Annotated in this window: 26 protein-coding genes and 4 tRNA genes; 16 read left to right on the top strand and 14 right to left on the bottom strand. The window is 40.7% G+C overall.

Annotation, left to right across the window (positions count from 1 at the left end; genetic code table 11):
- Window positions 1-8: 8 nt before the first annotated feature.
- The 3 genes from BBP83_RS14555 to rnr form a co-directional block, all read right to left on the bottom strand.
- Entirely contained in the window at window positions 9-218 is a 210-nt protein-coding gene (locus BBP83_RS14555) for a YheV family putative zinc ribbon protein (protein ID WP_171258125.1), read from the bottom strand.
- A 49-nt stretch (window positions 219-267) separates the two neighbouring features.
- On the bottom strand, window positions 268-2298 hold the full coding sequence (locus tag BBP83_RS14550; protein WP_068889814.1) for a M3 family metallopeptidase: 2031 nt from the start codon (window positions 2296-2298) through the stop codon (window positions 268-270).
- A gap of 242 nt (window positions 2299-2540) precedes the next feature.
- Window positions 2541-5000 carry a ribonuclease R gene (gene rnr, locus BBP83_RS14545; protein ID WP_213030449.1) on the bottom strand — a complete coding sequence of 820 codons (2460 nt, stop codon included), beginning with the start codon at window positions 4998-5000 and terminating at the stop codon, window positions 2541-2543.
- Between the two features lie 263 nt (window positions 5001-5263).
- Here rnr and BBP83_RS14540 point away from each other — a divergent pair.
- The 6 genes from BBP83_RS14540 to BBP83_RS14515 all read left to right on the top strand — a co-directional run bounded on the left by BBP83_RS14540 (window position 5264) and on the right by BBP83_RS14515 (window position 7340).
- Window positions 5264-5353 (top strand) — tRNA-Ser (locus tag BBP83_RS14540).
- 14 nt (window positions 5354-5367) lie between these two features.
- A tRNA-Arg gene (locus BBP83_RS14535) sits at window positions 5368-5444 on the top strand.
- 48 nt (window positions 5445-5492) lie between these two features.
- Window positions 5493-5569 (top strand) — tRNA-Arg (locus BBP83_RS14530).
- Between the two features lie 316 nt (window positions 5570-5885).
- A tRNA-Arg gene (locus tag BBP83_RS14525) sits at window positions 5886-5962 on the top strand.
- A 211-nt stretch (window positions 5963-6173) separates the two neighbouring features.
- Entirely contained in the window at window positions 6174-6671 is a 498-nt protein-coding gene (locus tag BBP83_RS14520) for a YcxB family protein (RefSeq protein ID WP_068889810.1), read from the top strand.
- Window positions 6672-6698: 27 nt separating this feature from the next.
- A complete protein-coding gene (locus BBP83_RS14515) occupies window positions 6699-7340 on the top strand; it encodes a fumarylacetoacetate hydrolase family protein (RefSeq protein WP_068889808.1) in 642 nt (213 codons plus the stop codon).
- A gap of 97 nt (window positions 7341-7437) precedes the next feature.
- Here the strand turns inward: BBP83_RS14515 and BBP83_RS14510 are convergent, their stop codons facing one another.
- Complete coding sequence (locus BBP83_RS14510) at window positions 7438-8691, bottom strand: YihY family inner membrane protein (protein WP_068889806.1); 1254 nt, start codon at window positions 8689-8691, stop codon at window positions 7438-7440.
- Between the two features lie 112 nt (window positions 8692-8803).
- Between BBP83_RS14510 and wrbA the strand changes: the two genes are divergently transcribed.
- Window positions 8804-9394 carry an NAD(P)H:quinone oxidoreductase gene (wrbA, locus tag BBP83_RS14505; RefSeq protein ID WP_068889908.1) on the top strand — a complete coding sequence of 197 codons (591 nt, stop codon included), beginning with the start codon at window positions 8804-8806 and terminating at the stop codon, window positions 9392-9394.
- Between the two features lie 108 nt (window positions 9395-9502).
- On the opposite strand, the gene BBP83_RS14500 is transcribed toward wrbA, so the two are convergent.
- The 4 genes from BBP83_RS14500 to BBP83_RS14485 form a co-directional block, all read right to left on the bottom strand.
- Complete coding sequence (locus tag BBP83_RS14500) at window positions 9503-9910, bottom strand: tape measure protein (RefSeq protein ID WP_068889804.1); 408 nt, start codon at window positions 9908-9910, stop codon at window positions 9503-9505.
- Window positions 9911-10191: 281 nt separating this feature from the next.
- Window positions 10192-10767 (bottom strand): xanthine phosphoribosyltransferase, encoded by a 576-nt coding sequence (locus BBP83_RS14495; protein ID WP_068889802.1) that lies wholly within the window; start codon window positions 10765-10767, stop codon window positions 10192-10194.
- An 89-nt stretch (window positions 10768-10856) separates the two neighbouring features.
- Window positions 10857-11570: a DUF3108 domain-containing protein gene (locus tag BBP83_RS14490; protein WP_068889801.1), complete on the bottom strand. Its 714-nt coding sequence runs from the start codon at window positions 11568-11570 to the stop codon at window positions 10857-10859.
- 166 nt (window positions 11571-11736) lie between these two features.
- A complete protein-coding gene (locus BBP83_RS14485) occupies window positions 11737-12420 on the bottom strand; it encodes a hypothetical protein (RefSeq protein WP_068889799.1) in 684 nt (227 codons plus the stop codon).
- Between the two features lie 244 nt (window positions 12421-12664).
- Between BBP83_RS14485 and BBP83_RS14480 the strand changes: the two genes are divergently transcribed.
- Window positions 12665-13543 (top strand): energy transducer TonB, encoded by an 879-nt coding sequence (locus BBP83_RS14480; protein WP_171258122.1) that lies wholly within the window; start codon window positions 12665-12667, stop codon window positions 13541-13543.
- A gap of 39 nt (window positions 13544-13582) precedes the next feature.
- Here the strand turns inward: BBP83_RS14480 and BBP83_RS14475 are convergent, their stop codons facing one another.
- The 4 genes from BBP83_RS14475 to miaB form a co-directional block, all read right to left on the bottom strand.
- Window positions 13583-13981, bottom strand: a complete 399-nt coding sequence (locus BBP83_RS14475; RefSeq protein ID WP_068889797.1) for a hypothetical protein — start codon at window positions 13979-13981, stop codon at window positions 13583-13585.
- Between the two features lie 100 nt (window positions 13982-14081).
- A complete protein-coding gene (ybeY, locus tag BBP83_RS14470) occupies window positions 14082-14561 on the bottom strand; it encodes an rRNA maturation RNase YbeY (RefSeq protein WP_068889795.1) in 480 nt (159 codons plus the stop codon).
- A gap of 17 nt (window positions 14562-14578) precedes the next feature.
- Window positions 14579-15655: a PhoH family protein gene (locus tag BBP83_RS14465; RefSeq protein WP_068889793.1), complete on the bottom strand. Its 1077-nt coding sequence runs from the start codon at window positions 15653-15655 to the stop codon at window positions 14579-14581.
- 39 nt (window positions 15656-15694) lie between these two features.
- Window positions 15695-17152, bottom strand: a complete 1458-nt coding sequence (gene miaB / locus BBP83_RS14460) for a tRNA (N6-isopentenyl adenosine(37)-C2)-methylthiotransferase MiaB (protein WP_068889791.1) — start codon at window positions 17150-17152, stop codon at window positions 15695-15697.
- A gap of 316 nt (window positions 17153-17468) precedes the next feature.
- Here miaB and BBP83_RS14455 point away from each other — a divergent pair, with 316 nt between their 5' ends.
- From BBP83_RS14455 to BBP83_RS14435, 5 genes are all read left to right on the top strand, one after another.
- Window positions 17469-19424 carry a lytic transglycosylase domain-containing protein gene (locus tag BBP83_RS14455; protein ID WP_078055459.1) on the top strand — a complete coding sequence of 652 codons (1956 nt, stop codon included), beginning with the start codon at window positions 17469-17471 and terminating at the stop codon, window positions 19422-19424.
- Window positions 19425-19459: 35 nt separating this feature from the next.
- Window positions 19460-20113 (top strand): ribonuclease T2 family protein, encoded by a 654-nt coding sequence (locus BBP83_RS14450; protein WP_068889787.1) that lies wholly within the window; start codon window positions 19460-19462, stop codon window positions 20111-20113.
- A gap of 169 nt (window positions 20114-20282) precedes the next feature.
- Window positions 20283-21269 (top strand): malate dehydrogenase, encoded by a 987-nt coding sequence (locus BBP83_RS14445; protein ID WP_068889785.1) that lies wholly within the window; start codon window positions 20283-20285, stop codon window positions 21267-21269.
- Window positions 21270-21467: 198 nt separating this feature from the next.
- Window positions 21468-21728 (top strand): DUF2789 family protein, encoded by a 261-nt coding sequence (locus BBP83_RS14440; RefSeq protein WP_068889783.1) that lies wholly within the window; start codon window positions 21468-21470, stop codon window positions 21726-21728.
- A 105-nt stretch (window positions 21729-21833) separates the two neighbouring features.
- Entirely contained in the window at window positions 21834-22091 is a 258-nt protein-coding gene (locus BBP83_RS14435) for a DUF2789 family protein (RefSeq protein WP_068889781.1), read from the top strand.
- Window positions 22092-22216: 125 nt separating this feature from the next.
- Here BBP83_RS14435 and BBP83_RS14430 read toward each other — a convergent pair whose 3' ends face one another.
- Both BBP83_RS14430 and BBP83_RS14425 read right to left on the bottom strand, forming a co-directional pair.
- On the bottom strand, window positions 22217-22729 hold the full coding sequence (locus BBP83_RS14430; protein ID WP_068889779.1) for a hypothetical protein: 513 nt from the start codon (window positions 22727-22729) through the stop codon (window positions 22217-22219).
- A gap of 60 nt (window positions 22730-22789) precedes the next feature.
- Complete coding sequence (locus tag BBP83_RS14425; protein ID WP_068889777.1) at window positions 22790-23392, bottom strand: 2OG-Fe(II) oxygenase; 603 nt, start codon at window positions 23390-23392, stop codon at window positions 22790-22792.
- Between the two features lie 104 nt (window positions 23393-23496).
- Between BBP83_RS14425 and BBP83_RS14420 the strand changes: the two genes are divergently transcribed.
- Genes BBP83_RS14420 through BBP83_RS14410 form a run of 3 tightly spaced genes read left to right on the top strand, consistent with a single transcriptional unit; the run spans window position 23497 to window position 26318 of the window.
- Window positions 23497-24354 (top strand): 23S rRNA (adenine(2030)-N(6))-methyltransferase RlmJ, encoded by an 858-nt coding sequence (locus BBP83_RS14420; protein ID WP_068889775.1) that lies wholly within the window; start codon window positions 23497-23499, stop codon window positions 24352-24354.
- A 50-nt stretch (window positions 24355-24404) separates the two neighbouring features.
- Window positions 24405-25232 (top strand): CDP-diacylglycerol--serine O-phosphatidyltransferase, encoded by an 828-nt coding sequence (pssA, locus tag BBP83_RS14415; RefSeq protein ID WP_068889773.1) that lies wholly within the window; start codon window positions 24405-24407, stop codon window positions 25230-25232.
- An 18-nt stretch (window positions 25233-25250) separates the two neighbouring features.
- The gene (locus tag BBP83_RS14410) at window positions 25251-26318 is read left to right on the top strand and encodes a DUF6670 family protein (RefSeq protein ID WP_068889768.1); all 1068 of its coding nucleotides are present in this window, start codon (window positions 25251-25253) and stop codon (window positions 26316-26318) included.
- The last annotated feature ends 335 nt before the right edge of the window (window positions 26319-26653 follow it).

Genomic DNA, 26653 nt, shown 5'->3' with positions numbered 1-26653 from the left:
AAGCCTTGTTATTGGGGCTGACGAGGCTTGAATTGAATGACACCAACGTCATCTGGTACAGCCGGTACTTCTGGCTCATCCACATAAGTTGGGCGGTTTTCACTATAACCGCAGTCGATGCATTCAATCCATTCATCGTTGCCTGAAGTCAGCATAACAACACGATCTAACGCCTGACATTTTGGACATTTTGCACCAGCAATGAAACGACGTTTAATGGTCATCATACTTACTCTAAATCAAACTAAGGCCAGTATTTTAAGCGTTTTATGATGCGTTCGTCCAACCTTGATGACGTAGTAGTGCATCTATTTTTGGCTCGCGTCCGCGGAAATTGATAAATGCATCAAGTGCTGTATCTTTTCCGCCAACTGCTAGAATAAACTCTCTAAACTCTTTTCCAGTTTGTGTGTTGAAGATCCCTTCTTGTTCAAAACGATCAAAGGCATCGCTGGCCAAAACTTCCGCCCATTTGTATGAATAATAGCCTGCCGCATAACCACCAGCAAAAATATGACTAAAACCATGTTGGAAGCGGTTGTAACTGGCGGTGGGTGCAACAGCATATTTGGAACGAATATCATCTAGCACATTTTGAATTTGTGTGGCATTCAAAGCTGGTGTGTGTCGATGAATATTTAAATCAAACAAAGCGAATTCAATTTGACGCAAGGTTTGCATACCCGACTGGAAGTGACGTGCATCTAACAAGGCTTTTAATAAGTCTTGCGGTAAAGTTTGTTTACTGTCGATATGTTCACTGAGCAGGTCTAAGCTTTCTTTGTCCCACGTCCAAAATTCCATAAATTGACTTGGGAGTTCGACCGCATCCCATGCAACGCCATGCGTTCCTGCGACGGCAATATTATCAACCTCTGTAAGCATATGATGTAAACCATGACCAAACTCATGGAACAGAGTATTGACTTCATCATGCGTGAAGAGTGCGGGTTGATCGCCAACGGGTGGGGTAAAGTTGCAGACCATATAACAAATGGGTTTTTGTAGGCCATTTTCGGTTTGCATACGTGAACGGAATCCGCTCATCCATGCACCACCGCGCTTGCCACTGCGGGCGTATAAGTCGAAGTAGAATCCACCAACGACGGTGCCTTGATCTTCTAATTCAAAATAGCGTGCATCTGGATGCCAAACGGGTGCTTGGCGTTCTACAACATTGACGCCGTATAAGCGATTGACGATGCTGAATAGACCTTGCAAAATTTTAGGTGCTGGGAAATAAGGCTTTAATGCTTCTTGAGATAAATTAAACTGCTGCATTTTTAATTTTTCTGAATAGTAGCCTGTATCCCAAGGTTGTAATTCAGTGATGCCATCTTCAAGCGCAATGGCTTTTAATTCTGCAATTTCCTTTTCTGCAGGCTTGCGCGCATGTTCGGCCAAATCAATTAAAAACTGTTGAACCGTGTCGACATCGGGTGCCATTTTACTGGCCAGTGATAATTCTGCATAATTTTGAAAACCTAAAATTTGAGCCATTTCCTGACGCAAACCTAAAATTTCTTCCATCACTGGTGTATTGTCAAATTCAGGCAGAACGCTTTGTTCAGATGCTCGTGTGGTGTAAGCCTTATACAACTCTTCACGTACAGTACGGTCAGAGGCATAGGTCATAATAGCCAAATAAGAGGGAATATCTAAGGTCGCGACAGCTTGTTCTAACTCACGTTGTTGGCCATATTGTGTTAAAAGCTCAACACTACTTTGTGGTAAGCCTGCAAGCTGATCTTCAGTTAATGGTTTGAAGTAAGCTTGGGTTGCATCTAGAACATGATTGGAAAAGTCAGAAGACAATTGTGATAGGCGTGCAGAAATTTCAGCATAGCGTTTTTTTGCATCGCCTTCTAATGCCACACCTGACAGTTTGAAGTCACGTAAAGCCAATTTAATGGCACTTTGTTGTGCAACTGGCAAGGTGTTAAAGATAGAAGCATCATGAATCTGTTGATAGGTTTGATACAGCGCCGTGTGTTGTCCCAATGCAGTGTAGTATTCACTGAGTGCAGGTAATAATGCCTGATGAACTTCACGAGTTTCAGCATTGTTAATGACTGCATTTAAATGTGACAGTACACCCCAAGATTCACTTAAATTATTTTCTAATTCGTCAATTTTTGCCAGTGTCTGTAATTGTTCTTGAAGGGTTTCTGGTACGGTTTTTAGATGCTCTAAAAAAGCTTGACCCTGTTGAATGGCCTGTTCAATTTGAGGTTTAAGGAGGTCTAAAGTAATTTGATCAAATTGCGGAACGGGCAAAGTCGCCTTTTCTAATGTCATGATTTTAATGCCGTATAAATTTCTAGGTTATGTATAGATGTCGGGCTTGGAGTCGGGGAAATCAAGGTTAGCTGCATATTTATTATAGTGAATAAATTAAATCGGCTCTTGATTGCCATAAACTTCGGCAAAAGAATTCATTTTACTTCGCGTGTTGTAGTGAACTTTGAAGTGATGTCACTGTTTTATATATAGCTGATGATAAAAAAGAGAGCCGAAGCTCTCTTTTTTATGTAGGAAAATTACTCAGTCTTGGCTTTCGCATTGGACTTTTTCTTTTTCACTTTGGCCTTTTTCTTCACTTTATCTTTAGTCTTTGCTTCAGATTTATTTGAAGGTTTTTTAGCAGGTTTTGCGCCGAATGAGCTGGGTTTAGACTTGTCTTTTTTCTTTCGAAAGGGACGTTCCCCATCTTCACTGACCTTGGTATTCGCACGGTCAGAAAAGACTTCTTCTTTGGTATCACTACGTGGGGCAGGTTTGACTTCACCGCGTTGTGTCGGTTTTGCGGTACGTGGTGCACGACTACGAACCACACGACCCGCATGAGTCAGTTGTTGTAATAGTGCAAAGTCAATTTTACGGTCTTCCAAGCTCACACCTGCAACCTTAATTTTAACTTCATCACCCAAACTGAAGGTTTGTCCACGTGATTGACCAATTAAGCTTTGGCTAGGTTGATCAAAGACAAAGAAATCATCGCCCAATTGGCTGACATGAATCATGCCATCAACATATAAGTCTTTTAAGGTAACAAACAGACCGAACTCAGCAACCGCAGAAACAATACCAGTAAACTCTTCGCCTAAATGCTGTTGCATATAATGGCATTTTAGCCAAGTGGTCACAGAGCGAGATGCTTCATCAGCACGACGTTCAGTTTGTGAAAAATGCTCACCCGCAGCATCGAGCTGTGCGCCTGAAATAGGGTATGGCTTTTGCTTCAACTGCGCTTTAATGGCACGGTGCAGCAATAAGTCAGGATAGCGACGAATTGGCGAAGTAAAGTGTGTATAAGCTTCATATGCCAAGCCGAAGTGACCTGCGTTATTTGGGCCATAATAGGCTTGCATCATAGAACGTAGTAATACGGCATGAATACTTGGTGCATCAATTCGGTCTTTGGTGGCTTCAATGACTGCTTGATAATCTGCCTGTGTCGGCTGTTCTGGGAAATTCATTCCCAACAACTTCACATAGTCACGAACTTTTTGAATGCGTGAAAACTCTGGTGGCTCATGCACACGGTACAACATTGGAATTTCATTTTTCAATGCATAATCCGCAGCGGCCACGTTCGCCAGTAACATGCATTCTTCAATCAGTTTATGCGCTTCATTACGTGAACGAGGTAGAATTTCTTTAATTCCACCCAATTCATCAAAGGTCATATAGGTTTCAACAGTTTCGAATTCCATGGCACTGCGTTCAGCACGTAAACCTTTTAATACTTGATACAACTGGAACAAGGTATTTAAGGATTTACGGACATCGCGGTTTTCAGGAACGGCTTGACTGTCACCATCAAAATACTGCGCCACGTCGGTATAAGTCAGACGGGCTTGTGAGTGCATTACCGATGGATAGAATTCATAACTGGTGACACGACCTGCGCGTGACAGTTTTAAATCGCAGACCATACATAAGCGGTCAAGGTCTGGATTTAATGAACATAATCCATTCGACAGCGCTTCAGGCAACATCGGCAGTACAAAATGCGGGAAATACACTGACGTACCGCGTTCTTGAGCTTCATCATCCAAGGGTTTGCCTACACGTACATAATGACTGACATCGGCAATGGCGACCACAACACGATAACCACCACCTGCACGTTTTTCGGCAAAAACAGCATCGTCAAAATCGCGTGCATCTTCACCATCAATAGTCACTAAAGGTAAATCACGTAAGTCTATACGGCCTTCACGGTCTTGAGCAGTTGGCTCTTTAAAGCTTTCGGCTTCTTGAATGACTTCTTCTGGAAATTCATAAGGCAGACCAAATTCTAAAATGGTCTGCGGAATAATAATTTCTGTATCGGCTTTGTCTGCCATAGATTGCACAATATGGCCTGTTGCAAACTCATCCTTGGTTGGATAAGTATCAATGGCAACACGCACAGAATCACCTAAATTGACTTTGGCATGTTCAATTAGTTCTTTTTCTAAGGTAATGGGTTGATGTGCATTCGGCAGGGCAGGCTGAATGAAATATTCGCCATCATGTACAGAAACTTTACCAATAATTTCTTTCACGCGGTGTTGTAGTACTTCAGTAATAAAGCCCCAAGCTTTCCCTTTACGGTCGACTGAGGTTTGGCGCACTTTGACGCGGTCACCGTTGAAGACTTGACGCAATTCGCGTTCAGGCAACATTAAATCATCATGACCTGAAATATTGGCCGTGCCCATTCCTTTACTATTGATATAGACCGTTGCTTCATGAGTCGGCTGTTCTGTAGCCAATTGAAATTTAAATCCGTCTTTCATCAGTTGGCCGTCGCGCACCATGGCAATTAAGCGGTGGCTCAGGGCTTCAATACTTTTTTGATCGGCAATTTCAAAGTGCTCGACAAAATCTGCATGTGACAATGCAGTCTTCTGCTGTTCAATGGTGTCCAAAATCAGCTTGCGGCTGGGAATGGGGTTTTCGTAACGTTCGGCTTCAGCTTTTGCTTCAGGATCGACCCAATTTTTCATAATGTCTTTGGCTTCAAGTCAGAAGATAGGTTTAGCATAAGTCATGCAGTCAGAGACTGCACGCAAATGATTGCAATATTGTGTTTTAAAATTATATTTTACGATGTTTGCGCTTTCTAGGGATGTAAAGGAGGCATTTTTTATCTATTTAGATGAAACTTTCGCCAAATTGTTTAAAAAGTATTTAATTGATCAAAAATATGCAAAAAAACGCGAGGCATTGCTTGCAGTGTTGCCGTTAAGTTTGTATTATGGCGCCACGTTACGGTGAGATGGGTGAGTGGCTGAAACCACATCCCTGCTAAGGATGCGTACGGGTAACTGTACCGAGGGTTCGAATCCCTCTCTCACCGCCAACTTTACTTATATCGCGCCCATAGCTCAGCTGGATAGAGCACTTGGCTACGAACTAAGGGGTCGGGAGTTCGAATCTCTCTGGGCGCACCAATAAGTAAACTGTATGTAACGTATCGCCTTTATTGGCACATAAGTAATGCGCCCATAGCTCAGCTGGATAGAGCACTTGGCTACGAACTAAGGGGTCGGGAGTTCGAATCTCTCTGGGCGCACCAACTTAAACAATGAACCGCTTTAGCAGCGGTTTTTTTGTGCCTGAAATTTGGTATCTACGCGCTATTTTCTCTTTTTGATTGAATTGCATGAAGTGGCTATTTCAATGGCATTGCCAAAATATCAAAAATAACTGGATGACGAGCGCGACAGAAATCCGTTGATTGATATAAGTAAACGCTTATTTTGATCTGAGATGGTGCTAAATAATACAAGTGCTCAGCCTTATGGTGAAATACTAGACATTCGGGCTGTTTTCAATTATTTGCTACTTAACAAAACTGAAAAATCACGTATAATGCACCTCATCAAGACGTCGCGCCCATAGCTCAGCTGGATAGAGCACTTGGCTACGAACTAAGGGGTCGGGAGTTCGAATCTCTCTGGGCGCACCAACTTGATGAATTAAAAAACCGCACATTGATGCGGTTTTTTTGCGTTTGGATTATTGAAAATAAATATCACATTCTTTGCTATTTATTCATTTGTTGAAGCTTCAAAATAAAAACGGTATTGCCAGCAATGGTTGTGGAAAAAGAATCAGTAAAATACGCAATCTGGTGTAAGATTTAGCTCAATTTCTATCAATTATGTGCATGTGAGCGTATGTCTGACACTAAACCTGCATTATCGTTGCGTTATTTTCTAGATTTAGAAGAATCTCAAGATGGCTTTGCCCTCGCAACTTTTGGCAAAAAACAATTTACTCGTTTTATTACTCCATTGATTAGTATCGCAATTATTATTTGGGGCTTTTATTTAGGCTTTAATGGCGTGGGTCGTTATTATGTCGGCTTGGGTGCTTTTTTCTTAATTATGCAAATTTTAATGCGTTATTGGTTTTTACCGATGATGTTTAAGCGCCAATTTGTTAAATATCAATTTGGTAAAAGTGAACAAGGTATAGACTTGTATCAGGACTATGCAGAGTTACATGCCAATGGTCGCAAAAATGTTTTTCATTATGCCGATGTTGCTAATTTTGCGACAGGTAAATTGACTTATATGTTGGAAATGAAAAATCGCACCGTGGTAATTGTGCCAAAGCGCGCCTTTGAAAATTCGGCAGATCAAGCCATATTCGAAAATACATTCAAAAAGTAAGATTCAGTAAAGACGAAAGGGAAGACCATGAATACACGTCCATCAAAAATTGTCTGTGTCGGGCGCAGTTATGCAGATCATGCAAAAGAGCTTGGCAATGCCATACCAGACCGTCCAGTTTTATTTATTAAGCCACCCAGTGCTTTAACGATGCTAGATGATGGTATTACATGGAACCGATCTTTGGGTGATTGTCATTATGAATGTGAGCTCACGTTGCGTATTGACCGTCCATTAAAGGGCGAAACTGATCCAATTAAAGCTTTAGATGCTGTTGGCGCTGTAACATTGGGTTTAGATTTAACTTTGCGTGATGTACAGGATGACTTGAAGAAAAAAGGTCAACCGTGGGAACGTTCAAAAGCTTACGATGGCTCATGTATTTTATCCGATTGGATTGCCGTGGATGATGTGGTTCAGGACTGGGCAGATGTACATTACACTTTGCATATCAATGATGAGTTACGTCAAAAGGGCGATACATCTCATTTAATTTTTGATGTGGGCACTTTGCTGGCAGATATTAGTCAAGTTTTTACTTTAGACGTTGGTGATGTGATCATGACAGGTACACCAGCGGGTGTGGCGGCCTTAGTTTCAGGTGATCAGTTAAAAATGACTTTAACGGGTAAGACTCAAGACTATGTATGGAATACTTTTGTAAAGTAAGCCGAAGTTATTAAAAAAAGGACTGCAATAGCAGTCCTTTTTTTAAATTTGAGGAACTTCTGGCGTTAAAACAATAGAGATCGACAGAAGGCAGTGGTTATTTTTCTTCAAAGATGATGGAGAGAGGAATGGCCAATTTTGCCACCAGATAATCATCGGATTCAATGAGGGCTGGGCCAATTTTTTCTATCCATTGATTATTTCCACAGACATCCTCGATATCCTTACGACGAGGTAAGGGATAAGGCAATGCTGAATAGAAGCTCCAGAAATCAATTTGAGACAGATTGCGAACCAAAACATAGTTATTGTCGTCAGTACGCATAATCAAATGTTGTTTTTCTAGTATCTGTACATAAGACGGCCAGCGTCCAATTTCTTCACGGCCCAATACTTCTAAAGCCTCAGATTCATTAACGCTTTGACCAACTTTCTGTTTTTGGTAAAAAAGTTCAAGTAAATCAAGCAACATAATAACGGCATGACGTTTACGTTGTTTATGAGTATCGGCATTAAATGCTGTGAGTGCGTAGCTAATTTCGACACCTAAAAGCACAATATTCCATGACAGAAAAATCCACAGCAGGAAAATGGGCACAGCAGCAAAAGCGCCGTAAATAATTTCATAACTGGTAAAGTTGGACATGACAAAACCAAAGAGGTGCTTTAGCATTTCAAATAGCGTGGCACTAAAAGTACCTGCAAAAAAAGCAGCCTTAATGGGGACACTGCGATTGGGAATAGTCCAATTTAAAATAAAGAAACCCAAAATAGTTAGTGAAAATGAAATGCACCAGAACACGAACGCACCATCTAGCTCATAACCTGAAAAATTATTGCTGAGTACATTTAAAGATGCTGCTGTTGATGAAATGACAAATGCGCTACCGAGCAAAATAGGTCCAAGCGAAATAATCGTCCAATAGCGCATAAAACCTAAAATGCCTCCACGGGTTTCTTTCACCCGCCAAATTCGGTTGAATACCGTTTCAATACTGGTCAGCATCATGACGGTGGTAATAAAGAGGAACAACACCCCAATCACGGTTAAATTGCTCGATTTATCGGTAAATGCATTTAGGGCTTTGTCGAAAGCAATGGTGGTTTTGGGTAAGAAGTTACTGTAAATCAGGAGTTGTAATTGTTGGCGTGCTGGTTCTAGTGCTTTGATGGAAGAAATGATCACCAAAAATACGGTGAGCATGGGCACCACGGCAAATAAAGTGGTGTAGGTTAAAGAACCTGCTTGTTCACGGCATCGATCGGCTTCAAAACGTCTGATGACAAATAAAACAAACTGAAACCATTTCTTGTCATAAAAGGGAAGTTTTTTTAAATATGCTTCAATCATGCGCTAAAGTCTCAATTTTTTTAATCATATTGCTAAAGTTTCTGGTCTAAGCTTACCCAAAAAAAAGGAAAAATACCGTATAGTTTTCTTTTTAATGTCATTTATAAAAAATATGCAACCTTATGTTCTTGTGCTTTATTACAGTAAATATGGATCAACCAAAGAAATGGCGCATTTGATTGCCAATGGTGTTGAGTCGGCAGGCGTTGCAGTCAAAATTCGGACTGTGCCGAATATTGCCACTGTTGTGACTGAAGCTGCGCCAAGTATTCCTGAAGAAGGTGATATTTACTGTACTTTAGATGAGCTGGCAAACTGTTCGGGTTTGGCACTGGGTTCGCCAACACGTTTTGGTAATATGGCTTCTGAAATGAAATATTTTTTAGATCAGACCACCAGTTTATGGCTGAATGGTGCATTGCATGGCAAGCCTGCATGTGTCTTTACCGCTTCGGGTTCAATGCATGGCGGACAGGAAAGTACTTTATTGACCATGCTTCCACCTCTGTTTCATCATGGCATGATGATTATGGGTTTAAGCAATGCACAGCCTGCGTTGTCTTATACTAAAACAGGGGGAACGCCGTATGGTGCGAGCCATGTCAGTGGGCCACGTCATGATTTATCTTTAAGTCAGGATGAAAAAAACTTATGCGAAGAACAAGGGAAGCGTTTAGGTGCTGTGGTTAAAAAACTGGTTTAAGTTTTTCAAAAGCTCTGTCGTTTAAAATTTTGCAGACCAAATGCAGGAAAATGTATTCATCGTACTGTTCCTGCATTTTTATTTTCATGACTTCTATGGTTATTTTATTTAGGTTTTATTTGGGTTTTCTGTGGTGTGTTGCAGTTTAAAGCGATGTTTACATGTTTTACATTGGTAATCGAGAAATATGTTTTGATCCACAATGACACCTGCTTTTTTACCAAAACGATGACCTAGAAAACCGCCTGTAATACCCACACTAATGGCACCCACAAAAGTACCCACAGTACCACCCATAATGACTCCTAATGGCCCAGCGGTTGCACCAATCATAGCGCCAATGGATGCGCCAGAGGCTGCTCCACCGACTGTTCCTGCTGCTGTTCCAGCACCACTGAGTAGTACACCGCCAATTTTTTGTAAGTGTTGTTCGTGATTGCGCACTTCAATGTCGGTTGAAGCACATTTGGGACATTGAATGTTTTGTGGCTGTGTTAAGGAGTGGTCTGTACTCATGAGGCTTGGCCTGAATAAAAAAGGTGGGGTTTTGTTTTCTAATTGTAGATACACAATAGTACTTTTTTGCATCAACGAAACTATTCAAAGATGACAAATTTGTCATAATTTTGCAAGGACACAGAATTTTAGCGCTTATTCATTAGACTTCTTTCAATATTAATTTCACTAGCAATTGATGATGATTTGTTGATTGATGAATGAGGTCTGATTGCTTCCGCGTGCATCAGGCCATAAAAAAGAGCGCAAATGCACTCTTTAATATTCGAAAAGACGCGAACTTAGTCGCGTACAAATTCAACCGTACCATTTGCTAGAGATTTCACACGTGCTAAAGACTCGACACGATAACCTTTATCAATTAAGAATTCACGGCCTGGTTGGAATGATTTTTCAATCACAATACCGATACCAACGACTGTTGCTTCAGCTTGATGAATTAAGTCAGCTAAGCCAAGTGCGGCTTGACCATTCGCCAAGAAGTCATCAATGACTAAAACTTTGTCAGTTGCATTGATATGCTTTTTGGAAATGGCAATGGTACTTTCAATTTGTTTGGTGAAAGAAAAAACTTTTGAGCGGTATAAGTCATCTTTTAACGTTAAAGATTGATACTTGCGTGCAAAAATAACCGGTACGCCAAGTTCTAAACCAGCCATCACTGCTGGCGCAATACCAGAGGCTTCAATGGTAATAATTTTTGTGATGCCTGCATCTTTAAATAGACGCGCAAATTCTTGACCAACTTGTTGCATCATCACTGGGTCAATTTGATGGTTTAGGAAAGAATCGACTTTCAATACTTCTTCAGATAGAACGATACCTTCAGCTAAGATTTTCTGTTCTAGTGCGTACACGGGAGAGTCCTCAAGGGCAGGTGCTTTTTAAAGCAAAGGCGTATTTTAAAAAGCACCAAGAAAAATGCAAGCGAAATTGATCAAATCGATTAACTTGTTGGCCCTTTATAGCCACTTAACAGTAAACCGTATGATGTTTTGCCATCTAGGTGGCTCATTTTAACGGGTGTATAGTCTAATTTAGGTGCTAACCAGAAAATAGTTTCACGTCCTGGTTTATCATGTTTCATGACGACTTTAACGGTGTCGAAAGTGCCATACGGCGTTTTGACGGTTTCTGTGCCTTGTTTTACGAACTTACGTGCTTCAATTTCTTTGGCATCGGCAATCCAGTAGCTCGATTTTAAACCACTTGATTTTAAGTCTTCACGTAACTGAAGTTCGGCATTCAGTTCATCTAACACACCACTTTTCCAAGCAAATGAACGTGCTTTATCATCTTTTTTGGTGTTGATGGTTTTGCTACTTGGATTAAAATTAATGCTCATGGTGTTGTTGTGCACTAAAATTTTACTGCTACGTTTAAAGCTTTGCGATGTAATTGCAGTGCCGTTAAGGCTAAACATACTGGATTCAGTTGCAGAGGCAATTGCACCAGCTTTGGCCACAAAAACATAAGACCAATTGTTGCCAGATTTGCTCAGCGTACGGGTTGCCGAACCCATGTTCTTGCCATTGTAGTTAAATTGATAACTTGCTTGGAATGGACTCATGGCAAAGGTTTGACTTGCGAAGCCTGTAAAGAGCAACGCAGTAGAAACACCCGCAGCAAGACCTAAGGTTTTGATTGCATTTGTAGCCATAAGTGATGTTTTCCTATGAAGTTTTAAGTAATTTAATTTTCTATTTTACAATAGCGCTAGTTGCTAATTATGCGCGTGGATTGTGGAGATTGGAGTAAAAAAGCAGTAAAAAATGTATATTTACTGCTGCTTTTTATATTTTTTGGGGGGGTGAAACAGATTGCCCTTATTTTTCTTTTTGCTGAATAGGCGTGACATTGGTTTCTTCTAAGTCTGAATCATCCCATTTTTCAAATTTTGCTGAAGCCATTTTGCTGAATAATGCTGCAATATTGACATTGCCCATCACCACCAATTCGGCTTCTCTGAGTACGGCATGGTTCACATGGACTTTGGCTAAGGTTTCGATAATTGAGCGCTGTTTTCCTAACCAGCGGTTTAAGTCCAAATGTAATAAATCATCTTTTACTTTAATCACTTTTAACTTTTCTAAAATCATACCCAATGGGTCATCATTCAACACTTTTTGATAAAAGCACAAAGCCAGACGAACCCCCATTTTATATAAAAAATTAGGATATTTGGCATCAATCACTTTGGTGTCGCTAATTTGCTCAAAGACAATTAATTGGGTGGTTTTATTCAGCTCCATTTGCACCAGTTTTAAATCGACCGAGAGCGTAATGTCTAAGCCGTTGTAATTGAGTGTGGCATACAGGCGCAGCCAGTCATCATGTAAATCTGCGTGCAAGTCCTGAAGCATTTTAACGTTGTCGGTTACAAAACGCTGAAAGGTTGCATTTAAAAACACTTGAGAAAGTGGAAATTCACGTTCATCTTCAATAAACCCTTCAGCCTTTTGATACACTCGGCGGATGCGTTGAGAAAGATTGGAAATGAGCGTTTGCATATTTATAGTGCGTCCTAGCAAATAAGCTTTTAAAAATATTGGGGGTATCTTGTCGAATTATGCAAAAAATACAATGTCCGGAGCTTGCAGTTTAGCAAAATTAATAGCAGCATTTTTAGGATTTTGAAAGCGTTCTATTCATTTGTTGATGGATTTATCATTTTCATTCAAAAAACGAAAACTCTACTTCTTTTATACTCACTTAGAGTGCTTGGGGATATCGGCAAATTGTCGTATTAATGTGATGTTGAAAAAAATGACGTATAAACCTTTCATTCAAGACTGGTGGAAAGATCCAATTTTTACCAGTGCAGTTGCTTTGGCCGCTGTTGTGCATTTACTTGTGTTAACCATGCAATTTGCGATGCCACAAGAAAATGATATGAGCACCAAAGAAATTGCGGTGAGTTTACGTCCTAGTGATGTCAAAGTTGAACATGCAGATTTTTTGGCACAAGCCGATCAGCAAGGCTCAGGGAAATTTCGTGAGTCGCATCGAATGTCTACCGATATGCCAGCGCCAATGGTTGATCAGACCACAGGTGAACAGACACAACAGAGTTTGGATAAATTACAGCAAAAACGTGAACTCAATTTTGAAGAAAAAGTGTTAATGACCACCTTAAGTTGGCAGAAGCAAGCAGACGAAAATCAGCGTAAAAAGACCGCAGAAGAAATGCAAAGTCAGTTTCAAGCCAAATCTGCCATGATTGCCAGTATCGAAGCACAGTATTTACAACGCCAACAAAACTTTAGCCGTCAGCAAAAAATTAAAACCATTGATGGGATTCAAGCCAAGCAAGACAATACCGCAGGATACATGGAAAAATTCCGTCAAAAAGTCGAGTTTTACGGCAATCGCTATTATCCAGATGCCGCTAAACAGCAGAATCTTGCTGGTGAAGTTCGTTTGATGGTAATTTTGAACCAAAATGGGGGCATTCGTGCCATTCGTTTAATTGAAAGTTCAGGGCACAGTATGTTGGATGACGCTGCCAAGACTTCCGTGCGTAAAGCTGCACCTTTTGGCGGTTTTGATAGCAATATGAAAGATATTTCAGAACTGCGTATTGTACGCACGTGGCGTTTTGACCCAGCTCAAGCTGAATTCGAAGTACATTGATTCGTTGCACTTCATCATTGGTATTTCATTGTTTGGCTTTTATGGGGTTGCACGAATATAAGCGCCTTTCTGACTGCCATCCAGCCAAGTTACGGTTAAATGAGTGTCTGTAATTTCTAAGCGTGTCGGGAAGATTTCTAAGTGTTTTTTATATTTAGGGAGTGCTTTTAAACCAATGCAGTTGCCATTTTTCCACCATGTGCCTTCGGCATATTGGTCTAGAGATCCCACGGCTAAATACCATTTAAACTTTCCATTGTCTTGAAGCAACAGCTCTGATCCAACTTCCATGACGCCTTGCAAATAATAGTGTCCAGCCCAAGTTTGATTTGTGGCTTGAAATTGTACTTCCTTACAGAAGGTTTGATCATTGGCATAGAGTGGGGCAGTACAACAGAACCCGAGTGCGAATAAGATTGCCGAAATCGGTCGGTACATTTTATGTTGCCTTCATTTGTTTTTTATATTGGCTTATTTTTAGCATAAATAAACCCGACGAATCGAGATTAATCGGGTTTGATGGGTTTGGATATAAAAATTACTGTTCTAGATACGGATTTTTAAACCCGAGTTTGGCTAAAATCTCAATTTCTAAAGCTTCCATTTCTTCGGCATCTTCATCCGATGTTTCATGATCATAGCCCATTAAATGTAATGTGCCATGTACCAGCATGTGGGTGAAATGCTCAATTGGGGCTTTGTTTTGCTCAATCGCTTCTTGTAAAACCACAGGAATTGAAATGACCAAATCACCAATCGGGAAGGTATCTAAAATTTGTGCCATTTCATCGGGCAAGTCACTTGGAAAAGACAGCACATTGGTTGGTTTGTCTTTCCCGCGATATTGCAGATTGAGTTTATGACTTTCATCATTGTCGACACAGGCGATACCGATTTCACAATCACTTTGTGTGTCGATATACCGTAGTGTGGTTTCAACAACTTTCTTTAAATACGCACGTTTAAGCACCAATTCAGGTGCTTCAAACGATTGTTGTAATGAGAGGCTAAGTTTCAAAATGAATCCCTAAATCTTTAATTCTGTGCATCGGCTTTCGTATCATTATCGGCAACAAGTGCATCTTGATACGCTTTGCGTTCAGCACGAGCTTCAGCGCTGAGGCGCTGTTGGTCGCTATCCCATCCTTCGTAGGCTTCAACAATTTTTTGCACCAATTGATGACGCACCACATCACGGGAATGGAAGCGGGTGATATGAATTTCTGTGACTTTTTCAAGCACACGCAAACAATGCGCCAGACCAGACTGTTGTCCGCGAGGTAAGTCGACTTGGGTGACGTCACCCGTAATGACTGCACGTGAACCGAAACCTAAACGGGTCAGGAACATTTTCATCTGTTCAGGGGTGGTGTTCTGTGCTTCATCTAAAATGACAAAAGAATGGTTGAGTGTTCGTCCGCGCATGTAGGCAAGAGGTGCAACTTCAATCACTTGGCGTTCAATCAGCTTTGCAACTTTTTCAAAACCCAACATTTCATATAAAGCGTCATACAATGGGCGCAAATACGGATCAATTTTTTGGCTTAAATCACCGGGTAAAAAACCGAGTTTCTCACCAGCTTCAACGGCAGGACGCACCAATAAAATCCGCTGAATTTCATTGCGTTCCAACATGTCTACCGCCGCAGCCACAGCAAGATAGGTTTTCCCTGTACCTGCTGGGCCAATACCAAATGAAATATCACTGTTGAGAATACGTTGTACATAGCGTTTTTGATTGGCCCCGCGTGGGTTAATTCGGCCTTTGCGGGTTTGTAGCCAGACTTCATCTAGGTCTGAATGTTCTGCATCTTCCACATCTTTTGGAAACGCAGGTTCGGTTTGGCTACCTTGAATCATGAGGTGCAATGTGTCTGCTGTAATTTGATTGGAAATTTCTGATTCTTCATGCAAACGATGTAAAAGGCCTTCGGCTCTTTCTACCGCATCAATTTCACCATTAATAAAAAAGGCATCTGCCCGATGGGAAATAGTGACATCTAAACGTTGTTCAATTTGTTTCAAATGACCGTTGTAAGCACCAAGCATGCTTTGCAAACGGTCAAGAGAAACGCCAGGAAATGTTACTGTACGCCGAATCGCTGCAGTCAAGAGAATTCCTTAAAAGTAGTCTTGAGTCCAGCTCTTACATTACGCCACGTCAGGTTCAAGATTCAAGAGCTCGCCGTAAACAAACTTGAGCGTTTTGATATCTGTGACTTCAATTTCAGCAAAGCGTCCAACCCAAGCAGGGTCGCCAATAAATGACACTAAACGGGTGTTGTCGGCTGTACCAATGAGTAGATTTGGATCTTTTTCTGAAACATTTTCGACCAAAACGCGTTGGATGGTTCCCAACATGGCATCCGTTTTATCAATACTTGATTGCTTAATCCATTGTTGAACTTTGGCAAGGCGCTCTTTCTTCACATCTTCAGGAATATTATCTTCAAGTTCAGACGCAGGCGTACCTGGGCGTTTTGAATAGATAAAACTGTAAGAATGATCGAAATCCATCTCTTGAATAAATTGATAGGTTTCTTCAAAGTGAGCATCAGTTTCGCCTGGGAAACCAATAATAAAGTCAGAAGATAAGTGCATATCTGGGCGGACTTTGCGTAGTTTTGCAATTTTATCAATATAGACGTCAATGGTGTGGTTACGCTTCATGGCTTGAAGCACATCATTGGAACCGCTTTGTACAGGCAAGTGTAAATGTGACACCATTTGTGGTAAATCGTGGTAGCACTGAATCAGATCATCATTGAATTCAAGCGGGTGAGATGTCGTATAACGGATACGACCAATACCAGAAATTTCAGCCACTAAACGAAGCAAGTCTGCAAAGGTGCAAATTTCACCTTCAAAGGTTTCACCGCGGTAGCCATTGACGTTTTGGCCCAACAATGAAATTTCACGTACACCTTTTTCAGCCAAGGTGGCGATTTCAGCCAGTACATCGTCCAATGGACGCGAAACTTCTTCGCCACGGGTATAAGGCACGACACAGAATGAGCAGTATTTAGAGCAACCTTCCATAATTGAAACAAATGCTTTGTAACCTTCAACACGCGGTTCAGGTAAAAAGTCAAATTTTTCAATGTCAGGGAAGGAAATATCTATCAGTTTAATTTTATCTTTTTTCGGTTTTTCAACTTGCTCAAAATGTTGATCGAGCATTTGTGGCAAGCGGTGCAAGGTTTGTGGGCCAAAAATCATATCGACATAATTGGCACGTTTTTGAATGTTATCGCCTTCTTGCGAAGCCACACAGCCACCCACCCCAATAATCAGGTCAGGATTTTTATCTTTCAACTTGCGCCAGCGACCCAGTTCCGAAAAGACTTTTTCTTGTGCCTTTTCACGAATTGAGCAGGTATTCATTAGCAGAATATCAGCATCTTTCGGGTCTTTGGTCAGCACATAACCGTGTGAGTCGCCTAAAAGGTCTGCCATGCGGTGACTGTCATACTCATTCATCTGACACCCTTGCGTTTCGATGTACAGTTTTTTTACTGAACCATCGATGGCTGGGGTGTGCTGTGGCTGGGTAACAGTGTTTTCTGCGGCAGCTTGGGCACCATTTGGGATGAAGGTTTGAACCGTCATGTAGGCTCCTAAAAGCATAGTTTCGAAGAGTATTAAGTTTGGCAGACGCTTGAAATGAACCTGCAGTCTATATGCCTCAATTAATTTCTATATTTGTGAAAGGCGCATATTTTAACAGTAATTCGAGATAAACTTATAGTTTAAAATAGCGCGCAAGAAAGATTGATTTGTGAAGTAAAAATGTTTGAAGATTAATATTGTTTAATCATAAGGTTACATAACACAACAATACAGTCGGTTTAGAGTTATTAAACTAACTTAAAAATGATTAGCAGAATGCACGTATCGCTAAAAGTGAATCAAAGAAGGCAAGTGGATGTTAAATAAAGTTTGGAAACACAAAAAATCTTATCAATTGCTTGCCTTAGGCGTGGCATCGGCATGTGTTTCTTATGCAAATGCAGCAGATGAACAGTTTAATGAGGCGTTACGCGCAGCCAGTGCCAGTAATATCAGCATGCTTCAGCAGTATCAGGATGCCATGCAGAATGATGCACTGGGTTACTATCCTGAATATTGGATACTCAACAATAATTTAGCTTCTCAGCCTGCTTCGCAGATTGTCAGTTTTGCCCAGCGCTATCCTCAATCGGCTATGGCTGAAAAATTGGCTGCCGATTATGTCGAAGAAAAAGTAAAACAGGCCGATTTTAGTGCCGCGCAACCACTCTTACAGTATGTGACCAATCCTGATCAGGCTGAAACCTGTGCAATGGCGCAAGTGCGTGCCAAGTCAGGCGACCCTTTGGTGTACGCAGAATTTAAAGATGTGTGGTTGGCCACCAACTCACAGCCCGAATCGTGTACAGGGTTAGGACGAATGATGTTGTCTAGCCCACTAATGAGCGAGCAAGATCGTCAGCAACGCTTATGGGGACAACTCAGAGCAGGGCAATCGGGTCAGGCTATTGCAACCGCGCAAAGTATTAATATGAATTTGTCTTTGGCACAGTTAAATAGTATTCAAAGCAACCCAATGAACTATTTATGGTCGGCACCAAAGACCAGTAAAGAAGATCAAGCCTACCTTATTTATGCCTTGGGACGTTTAGCGGACAGTGATTTACCTTCCGCGATGGCCTCTGTAAAACGAGCTGCAGAAGGTACACCTTCGGATGTGCAACGGGCGCTATATAGAACAGTGGGCTATATTGGTGGCACGACGGTGATGAAAAATAATTTTAGTCGCGATGTGCTGAATTATTTAGATGCCAGTTACGGACTACCGTTTAGTTCTGAAGAAGCTGAAATTTATGCACGTCAAGCTATTCGTTTTAGTGCATGGGAAAGCTTAATTCGTGCCATTGATAGTATGAGTGTGACCCAACGTCAAGAAGACCGTTGGCAATATTGGTTGGCGCGTGCTTCTGAACAACGTGGCGACGCTTCATCTAAACGTACAGCACAAGCAATTTTTAAGCGTTTAGCACAAGGTGACGATTATCATAATCTACTGGCAAAAGACCATGTTGGACAAAGTTATAGTAGTGTACCCAACAATGCACAACCCAGTAATGCCGATGCGCAACGCCTAAGTCAAGACATTCATTTCCGCCGTGCTTTTGCATTACGTAATGTGAATGCGCCAGACAGTTATATTAACCGTGAATGGAATTGGGCTGTTCGTCAGGCGTATTTGAAAAAAGATGATGGTTTACTTTTGGCTGCAGCCAAACGTGCAACTGACATGGGATGGTATGACCGTGCTATTTATGCGGCCGATAGAACGGTCAATCAGCATAATTATAGTTTACGTTATGCCATGCCTCATCAAGCCTACGTGGTTAGTCATAGTAAAAATGCAGGCATCGATCCTGCTTGGGCTTATGGTTTGATGCGTCAAGAAAGTCGTTTTAACACAACGGCACGTTCACATGTGGGCGCGGGTGGCTTAATGCAGATTATGCCCAATACGGCAAAATTGGTTGCGCGTCAGATGGGCGAAACTTACAACCCTGCAGCATTAACCGATATGAATACCAATATTCGCTACGGTACGTTCTATTTGTCGATGATTCAAAGTCAATTAAGCAATAGTCCTGTTTTAGCCACGGCAGGTTACAACGCAGGGCCAAATCGTGCACGCCGTTGGCAGTCAGATGAAGCAAATATTGCGGCCGATCAGTACGCTGAAAGCATTCCATTGACCGAAACACGTGACTATGTCAAGCACGTGATGACCAATGCGACACATTATGGGGTCTTGCTTGGACAGGGTGCGCAGTCCATTGGTAAACGGATGCAAAGCATACCGATGCGTAGCTCACAGTAGAATAAACAGTAGATGGTTGTGATTTGGGAGGATGAATGCGACTGAACTATGCTAGAAATAAGAGAATAGAATTTGCCTTACTCTTTGCATGTAGTAACTGTTTTCTTGTATCTACCAGTTTTGCAGCCCCGACCGTACATGGTTATATGATGAATGTGCAGCTGGTACCCGCTGTATGTTCACTCGATTCGCAGCGCCATAAAAAGCGCAAATGTATGGAAGGCTATTCACTGAATATTACTGGGCTTTTTCCAGAAACCAATCAGCAGGACTGCTTTACTTCAAGTTCCTCTAAATTACAACCGATACAAGCAAAGGTCGTGGCACGAGTAATGCCCGATGAAAATGCGCGAAATGCTTTATGGCGTGAAATTGGTGGCTGTGTTCCGATGAGTGCCAGTAACTATTTTAGAACCATTATTAATTATGCAGAAAAATTAAAAATACCTGAGGAATTAACCAGTCAGGAAACGCAAGTTATGCAATCTGCAACATTACGATCAAAAATTATGAGATTAAATAGTGGTTTACCAGCACAAGGTGTGCAACTGGGATGCCAGCTGTCGTATGCAGGAAGTATTTTGACCAATATTAAAATTTGTTACAAAAGTAATGGTCAATACAAAACCTGCTCGAATAGTGTCATCAGTAATTGTCCAGCTTCCTTTACCATTAAAGGATCTTTCTGAGTCTTTAGCGCTATTTTATTTATATTTCCTATTATACTTTTGTTGAAAAGCATTCCCTTTTACATGCAACTGCCAAAAGATTGGAGTACAATCTTTCGCGTTTATGATGATTAGATTAAATGGACTAACTATTTAATCGCATTGAATATCCTCTATTGGAGATAATTAGATGAAGCAAGCAGTTCGTGTTGCCGTTACTGGCGCAGCAGGTCAAATTGGTTACAGCCTATTATTCCGTATCGCAAGCGGCGAAATGTTAGGTAAAGATCAACCAGTTATTTTGCAATTGCTCGAAGTTCCTTTTGAAAAGCCTCAAGCTGCGCTGAAAGGCGTAATGATGGAACTTGAAGACTGCGCATTCCCTCTTTTAGAAGGCATGATCGGTACTGATAATCCAGATGTTGCATTCAAAGATGCTGACTACTGCTTACTTGTAGGTTCTCGTCCACGTGGTCCAGGTATGGAGCGTGCTGAGCTTTTACAAGAAAATGCTAAAATCTTTACTGTTCAAGGTAAATCAATTAACGATCACGCAAGCCGTGACGTTAAAGTTCTTGTTGTAGGTAACCCTGCGAACACGAATGCTTATATTGCTATGAAATCTGCTCCAGATCTAAATCCAGGTCAATTCACTGCTATGCTTCGTCTTGACCACAACCGTGCGCTTAGCCAAGTTGCGGCTAAAACAGGTAAAGCAGTTAAAGACATTAAAAATCTTACAGTTTGGGGTAACCACTCTCCAACAATGTATGCTGACTACCGTTTCGCGACTATTAACGGCGAAAGCGTAAAAGACATGATCAACGACCAAGAATGGAATGCAAACGTATTCCTTCCTACTGTTGGTAAACGTGGTGCTGCAATTATTGAAGCACGTGGTTTGTCTTCTGCTGCTTCTGCTGCAAATGCTGCAATCGACCATATGCGCGATTGGGCTCTTGGCACAAACGGCGAATGGGTAACGATGGGTATTCCTTCTGATGGTTCTTATGGTATTCCAGAAGGCGTTATGTACGGTGTTCCTGTAACATGTGCAAACGGTCAATACACACGTGTTGAAGGCTTAGAAATTGATGCATTCAGCCGTGAGCGTATGGATGTGACTCTTGAAGAGTTAGAAGGCGAACGTGCTGCTATTGCTCACTTGTTCAACTAATTGATTTCAGCTTAAGCTGATTTTAAATTAGATAAAAAGCACTCCAATCGGGGTGCTTTTTTATTGGATGAGATTTTTTAAAACTCAAATCTGGGTGAAAAACCAACAAAAAATAACATGCTTTCAGATATGGGTAATTGCAACAGGTTGAACTTCGCGCTAACGTTAAAAGAACTATTTAGGCTTGGGGAGACGTATATGTTTGATCAACAACCGAACTTAGAACTATTTTTTGATCAACTGGGATTAGACTCCAGCTCTGAAGCGATTGATCAATTTATTGAAACCCATCAATTAACCATGGATATTCCTTTACATAAAGCAGATTTTTGGAGCAAAGCCCAGCAGGATTTTATTCTAAGTCATTGGAAAAAAGATGATGAGTGGGCCATGGTGGTTGATATTTTGAATGAGCAATTACATAAAGAACATAAGCGTTCAGGGTCGTGTAGTCTATGAATACAAATTGCAACAACAAACCTAGTTTTATGACTAGGTTTTTTTTACAATATCTTATAAGTTAATTAAATAATAAATGACAGATTCGTTGATAAGGAGGGCGAGATGCTCAATCAACATAAACCATCCTTAGAATTATTGTTTTCTCAGTTGGGGTTAGCCAACAGTGCTGCCGCGATAGCGTTGTATGTACGAACACATCAGCTTTCTGCCAGTCAAAATTTGCATGATGCACCTTTTTGGAATAGAGGGCAGCGTGATTTTTTAATCAGTCATTTAATACAAGATGATGATTGGGCGATTTGGATTGATGAGTTGAATCAGCAGTTACATATGGATGCGTATAAATTACAACCTGCTTAAAGGCATTAGCTTACTATTATTTTAATACGACAGAATGTCTTGAAGAAAACGCCTCTATTGAGGCGTTTTTTATTGTCTGTTTTTTACAGCTGAACTAGAAATTTAGACATTGAGTACAATGCATCTTAAATTAGCTGTGTAAACCACAGTTCTTGATGGAACATACGAAAAGCCGCATGTTCGCGTATCAATTCCGAGTCAAAAGCTTGGGTTTTGCTGTATTTGGTTAACCAATGGCGGGTCAGGGATAATTCATTTTTTGCTGCAGAGGCATAAGCCAAAAAGAAATAAATATCGCCGTAATCATCACGCTTCATAGGTTTTAAAATTTGTTGCACAATTAAAGCAAAACGCACTTCACGAGTAATTTCAAAATACAGCATATAGGCTTTGGCCAAATGCAAAGACAAATTAATATACATGCTTAAAGGCATTTCTTCAGCGTCAATCCGGCTTTGCTCTAAAAGCACGACAGCTTCTTGTAGAAAATGAATTTGTTCTTGACGCATTTGACTGAGCGTGACCAATTGTAAGCGTAATTCTGCGCGTTCTAGGCTAAGTTCAGGACTATTGCCTTGCAAATATAATTGATCTGTCTCACCAATACGTTGAATGATGAGTTTGGTGTGGTCACGCATTGGTGTATTCCTCATATAACAATAAGCGTTATATGAGGATGAATGTTTAAATTTAAAGTTCTACCAAATGGAAGAGCGACTACGTAACCATGCGGTAATTGAAAGACGTTGCTGTTTTGCTTGAATCACTTCGTGTAATAAGTCACTTTGAAAAATCGCAATTCGGTTCGGTTTTGGTGCAATGACATGCCATTGCTCATTTTTGTCTTGTAGGCGGAGTTCGCCACCCCAGTCCTCTTGCCACTCTTCATGTAAGTAATACACGGTAGAAATGAGACGGCCATTTTTTTGCTGTGGGTTATCGCGATGTAAGGCATAAAACTCACCTGCGTTATAGCAGGCAAAGTGCGCTTCGACTTCTTGAATGCCCAAAAAAAACGCCTGATTCAATTGCTCTGAAAGGGCGTTTAAATAATCGATGTGTTGTTGTGCAATTTTTAATTCGTCATTTATCCATAAAATATGGTCACTACGAATTTGACTCATTACACCATTTTGAATGGCTGCATCACGAAATTGATTGAAGTGAGAAGTGCATTCTTCAAGTAATGCTTGTGTGTATTCTGAAGAGTAAGCATCATCAATTAAGGCAAATCCATGCTGATCTAAATCATTTAATATTTGATCAGCATTCCAAGACTTTGGGAGGGGCATTGCGTCCATATTTAAAACCGCAAAAAAGGTGAGCTATTCTAGAACAAGATAAGCATCGGAATGAAACTATTTTTCATGCTAAAATAGACGTTGATATTAGGAATTATAGAAACATGAATTACCGTCACCATTTCCATGCAGGCAACTTTGCCGATGTCATGAAGCATGTTTTGTTGCTTCAATTATTGACTCGACTCAATGCAAAAGATAAACCTTATCGCTATGTAGATACGCATGGTGGGGCGGGTAAATATGACTTGTCGACTTCAGAAGCACAAAAATCGGGCGAATTTTTAACGGGTATTCACCGTTTAGTGAAGCTGGATGATTCGATTAAACGTAATGCACCTGAAGGTGTACAACAATATTTAAAAATTGTTGAAAAAATGCGTGAGAATTTTGGTAAGGGTGCGTATCCCGGTTCACCATGGTTTGCTTTAGAAGGCATGCGTGAAATAGACAGAGCCACCATTTTTGAAATGCAACGTGATGTATTTCAGCAATTGCGCCACAATATTTTTGATAAACGTGCAGGCTTGCATGAGCGTGATGCTTACGAAGGTTTGCTAGGTGTCATTCCACCAAAAGAAAAACGTGGTTTGGTGATGATTGACCCACCTTACGAATTAGAACGTAAAGATTTCCCACAATTGGTAGAATTACTGGTTGCTGCTTACAAGAAATGGCCAACAGGCTGTTTTGCGGTTTGGTATCCAATTAAAGACCGTGCCATGATTGAACGTTTTGAAAAGAAAATGTACAAAACGGGTATTCGTCGTCAATTGGTTTGCGAAGTATGTGTATGGCCAGATGATACGCCAGTGGGTTTGAATGGCTGTGGTTTGTTGGTGATCAATCCACCTTGGAAGTTCTCTCAAGATGCAGATGAAGCTTTACAATGGTTGTTCCCACATTTAAAAATGAGCGAAAATGGTGGCCATGCCGCTGTTCGCTGGTTGGTTGGCGAATAACACAGCCTACACGCTGAACGAAGATAAAAGGTCACAGTTAGGATCGAACAATGACAAATATAAATAAACCTGAACGGGAAAACTCTACCAAAGAAGAAAATGCTTTTGATGGTATTACTTTTGAAGTAGTGGAAGAAGAGCATACCCATGAGGGGCAAAAGGTCAAACGTCGCGGTATCTACCTGTGGCCGAATTTAATTACGACAGCTGCATTGCTGTCGGGGTTTTATTCTATTATTGCGAGTATGAATGGTGATTATACCCAAGCAGTATATGCCATTTTTATTGCGGCATTGCTTGATGGTTTAGATGGTCGTGTTGCTCGTGCAATTGGTGCGCAAAGCCCTTTTGGCGAACAGTTTGACTCTTTATCGGACTTGCTCGCATTTGGTGTTGCACCCGCTATTTTAATGTATAGCTGGAGCCTGCACGATTTAGGCAGAATTGGCTTGGCTGCGTGCTTTGTTTATACGGCATGTGCTGCCTTTCGTTTAGCACGCTTTAATGTACAGATTGGCGTGGTTGATAAACGCTACTTTATTGGTGTAGCAAGTCCGTTGGCTGCTGTGATGATTATTTCATTGGTATTGGTTGCGAAAGATTTTCCAGAAGTGTTTGATTTACGCGAACATGGAATTCAAATCGTCAATGCTGTTGTCATTGCTGCAGTAGGTTTGCTGATGATCTCGAATATGAAATATTATTCATTTAAAACAGTAGAGCGAAAGCGGGTTCCTTTTGCTGTATTACCAATAGCTGTATTTATCTTGGCTGCTGTGACTTATAATATTCCTGTCGGAATATTAGTGATTTCAATTATTTATGCTTTTTCAGGATTTGTAACCACATTCCTTGCTCGCAAAAATACGGCTACATAATCATGTAAGGAGTCTGATATGCAGTTGTTTAAAGATTTTCTAGATCAATCCAAACAGCTGAACCAGACTCCAGCCTTGCTTCCACATAGCTATCCATTACATCCGCCTAGCCGACAATATAAAACCGTTCTGTTGGCGCTGAAAATTCCAAACTTACCTGCGCCCCTACATTATTTAAATTTCATTAGCGTGATTGGTCAGCCAAACGCCAAAATTTTGCGTAATGTACAATACTCTGCCCAAAATACAGCAACAGTGATGTCCAGCATCAGTTCACATATGGTTGGACAGCTACATTGCTATTCCATGGAAAATGACTGCACTTTTGACGAGAACATCTTTCAATTTCAAGATCGAGAAAATTTTAGTGGTGCTTTTCCCGAATTTAAGTTGCAACGCAATGATTCAGAATTAAGCTTTGACCTGCAAATTAAAATATCTGGCTCATTTTGCTATTTCAATAAGCTAAGAATGGGTTTGGCAGAATATTGGTCACAATTATGTGAATGTTCTGGCGAGATTGTTTATAAAGATCGACCATATACCATTCAGCAACTTGGCTCACTTGAGTTTGCTCGAGCCATGATCTTCCCCTCTTTTTCTATTGCATTTTATACTGCACAAATTATTAATCTCAGTAATCAACGCCAACTTATTGTGATGCAAACCCGAGATGGACTAAATCGAATTTTGCAGTCCAGACTTTATTTAAAAGATTTCAATTCAAAAAAAATACAGATGTATGACGATGGCGTGTATTTACGAGTACATCGCGTTTATCCAGCAGTGATGACCCCAAATCACCATAAAATGTATTTACCTCGCGAATTCGAATGGATCATTAGCAATTCAAAAATTAATGTACATATACAGTCACAAAGTCGTGGCGACTTTAAATTTGGGGTAGGGGCTGGTTATGCAGGAAGTTTTAGTTATCAAATTAAAATAAATGATGAAGAGATAAGTGGAGAGAGCGGCTATTGCGAATATATCGATTGTCGGCCGTTAAATTGGCAAGAAAAGAATAAAACAGGAAAATTATTCGATAAATTTGTAGATTCAGTGCCTGTTTTCTTAAAAAAATAGAAAAAAACCACATTTTTGCGGAATAAATAACCATTCGAGTTATTTTTAATAAAATAATTAAAAAAGGGGGTTGTGTTGGGTTGGGAATGCTGTAGAATGCACATCCATCGGCGGTGATATTGATTAAAACTTGTTGAGAAACAAGGGGTTGGCTTAAGGGTTAATTCTAAGGATCTTGAAGGAGTTTGAAAATAATCAATAAAACCTGTTGACTATTCTCTGAAAGAGAGTAGTATAGCCGACCTAGCTTGCTGGTGACGAACCAGTGAGAAGATCATTAAGAGCTTATGAAGAACAACTTGTGTGGATTTTTACTGATTGATTGATCGAAATTA

Source organism: Acinetobacter celticus (assembly GCF_001707755.1).
Classification (GTDB): domain Bacteria; phylum Pseudomonadota; class Gammaproteobacteria; order Pseudomonadales; family Moraxellaceae; genus Acinetobacter; species Acinetobacter celticus.
The sequence above is the reverse complement of the archived record's forward strand: the minus strand, read 5'-3'. Positions and strand labels throughout refer to the sequence as shown.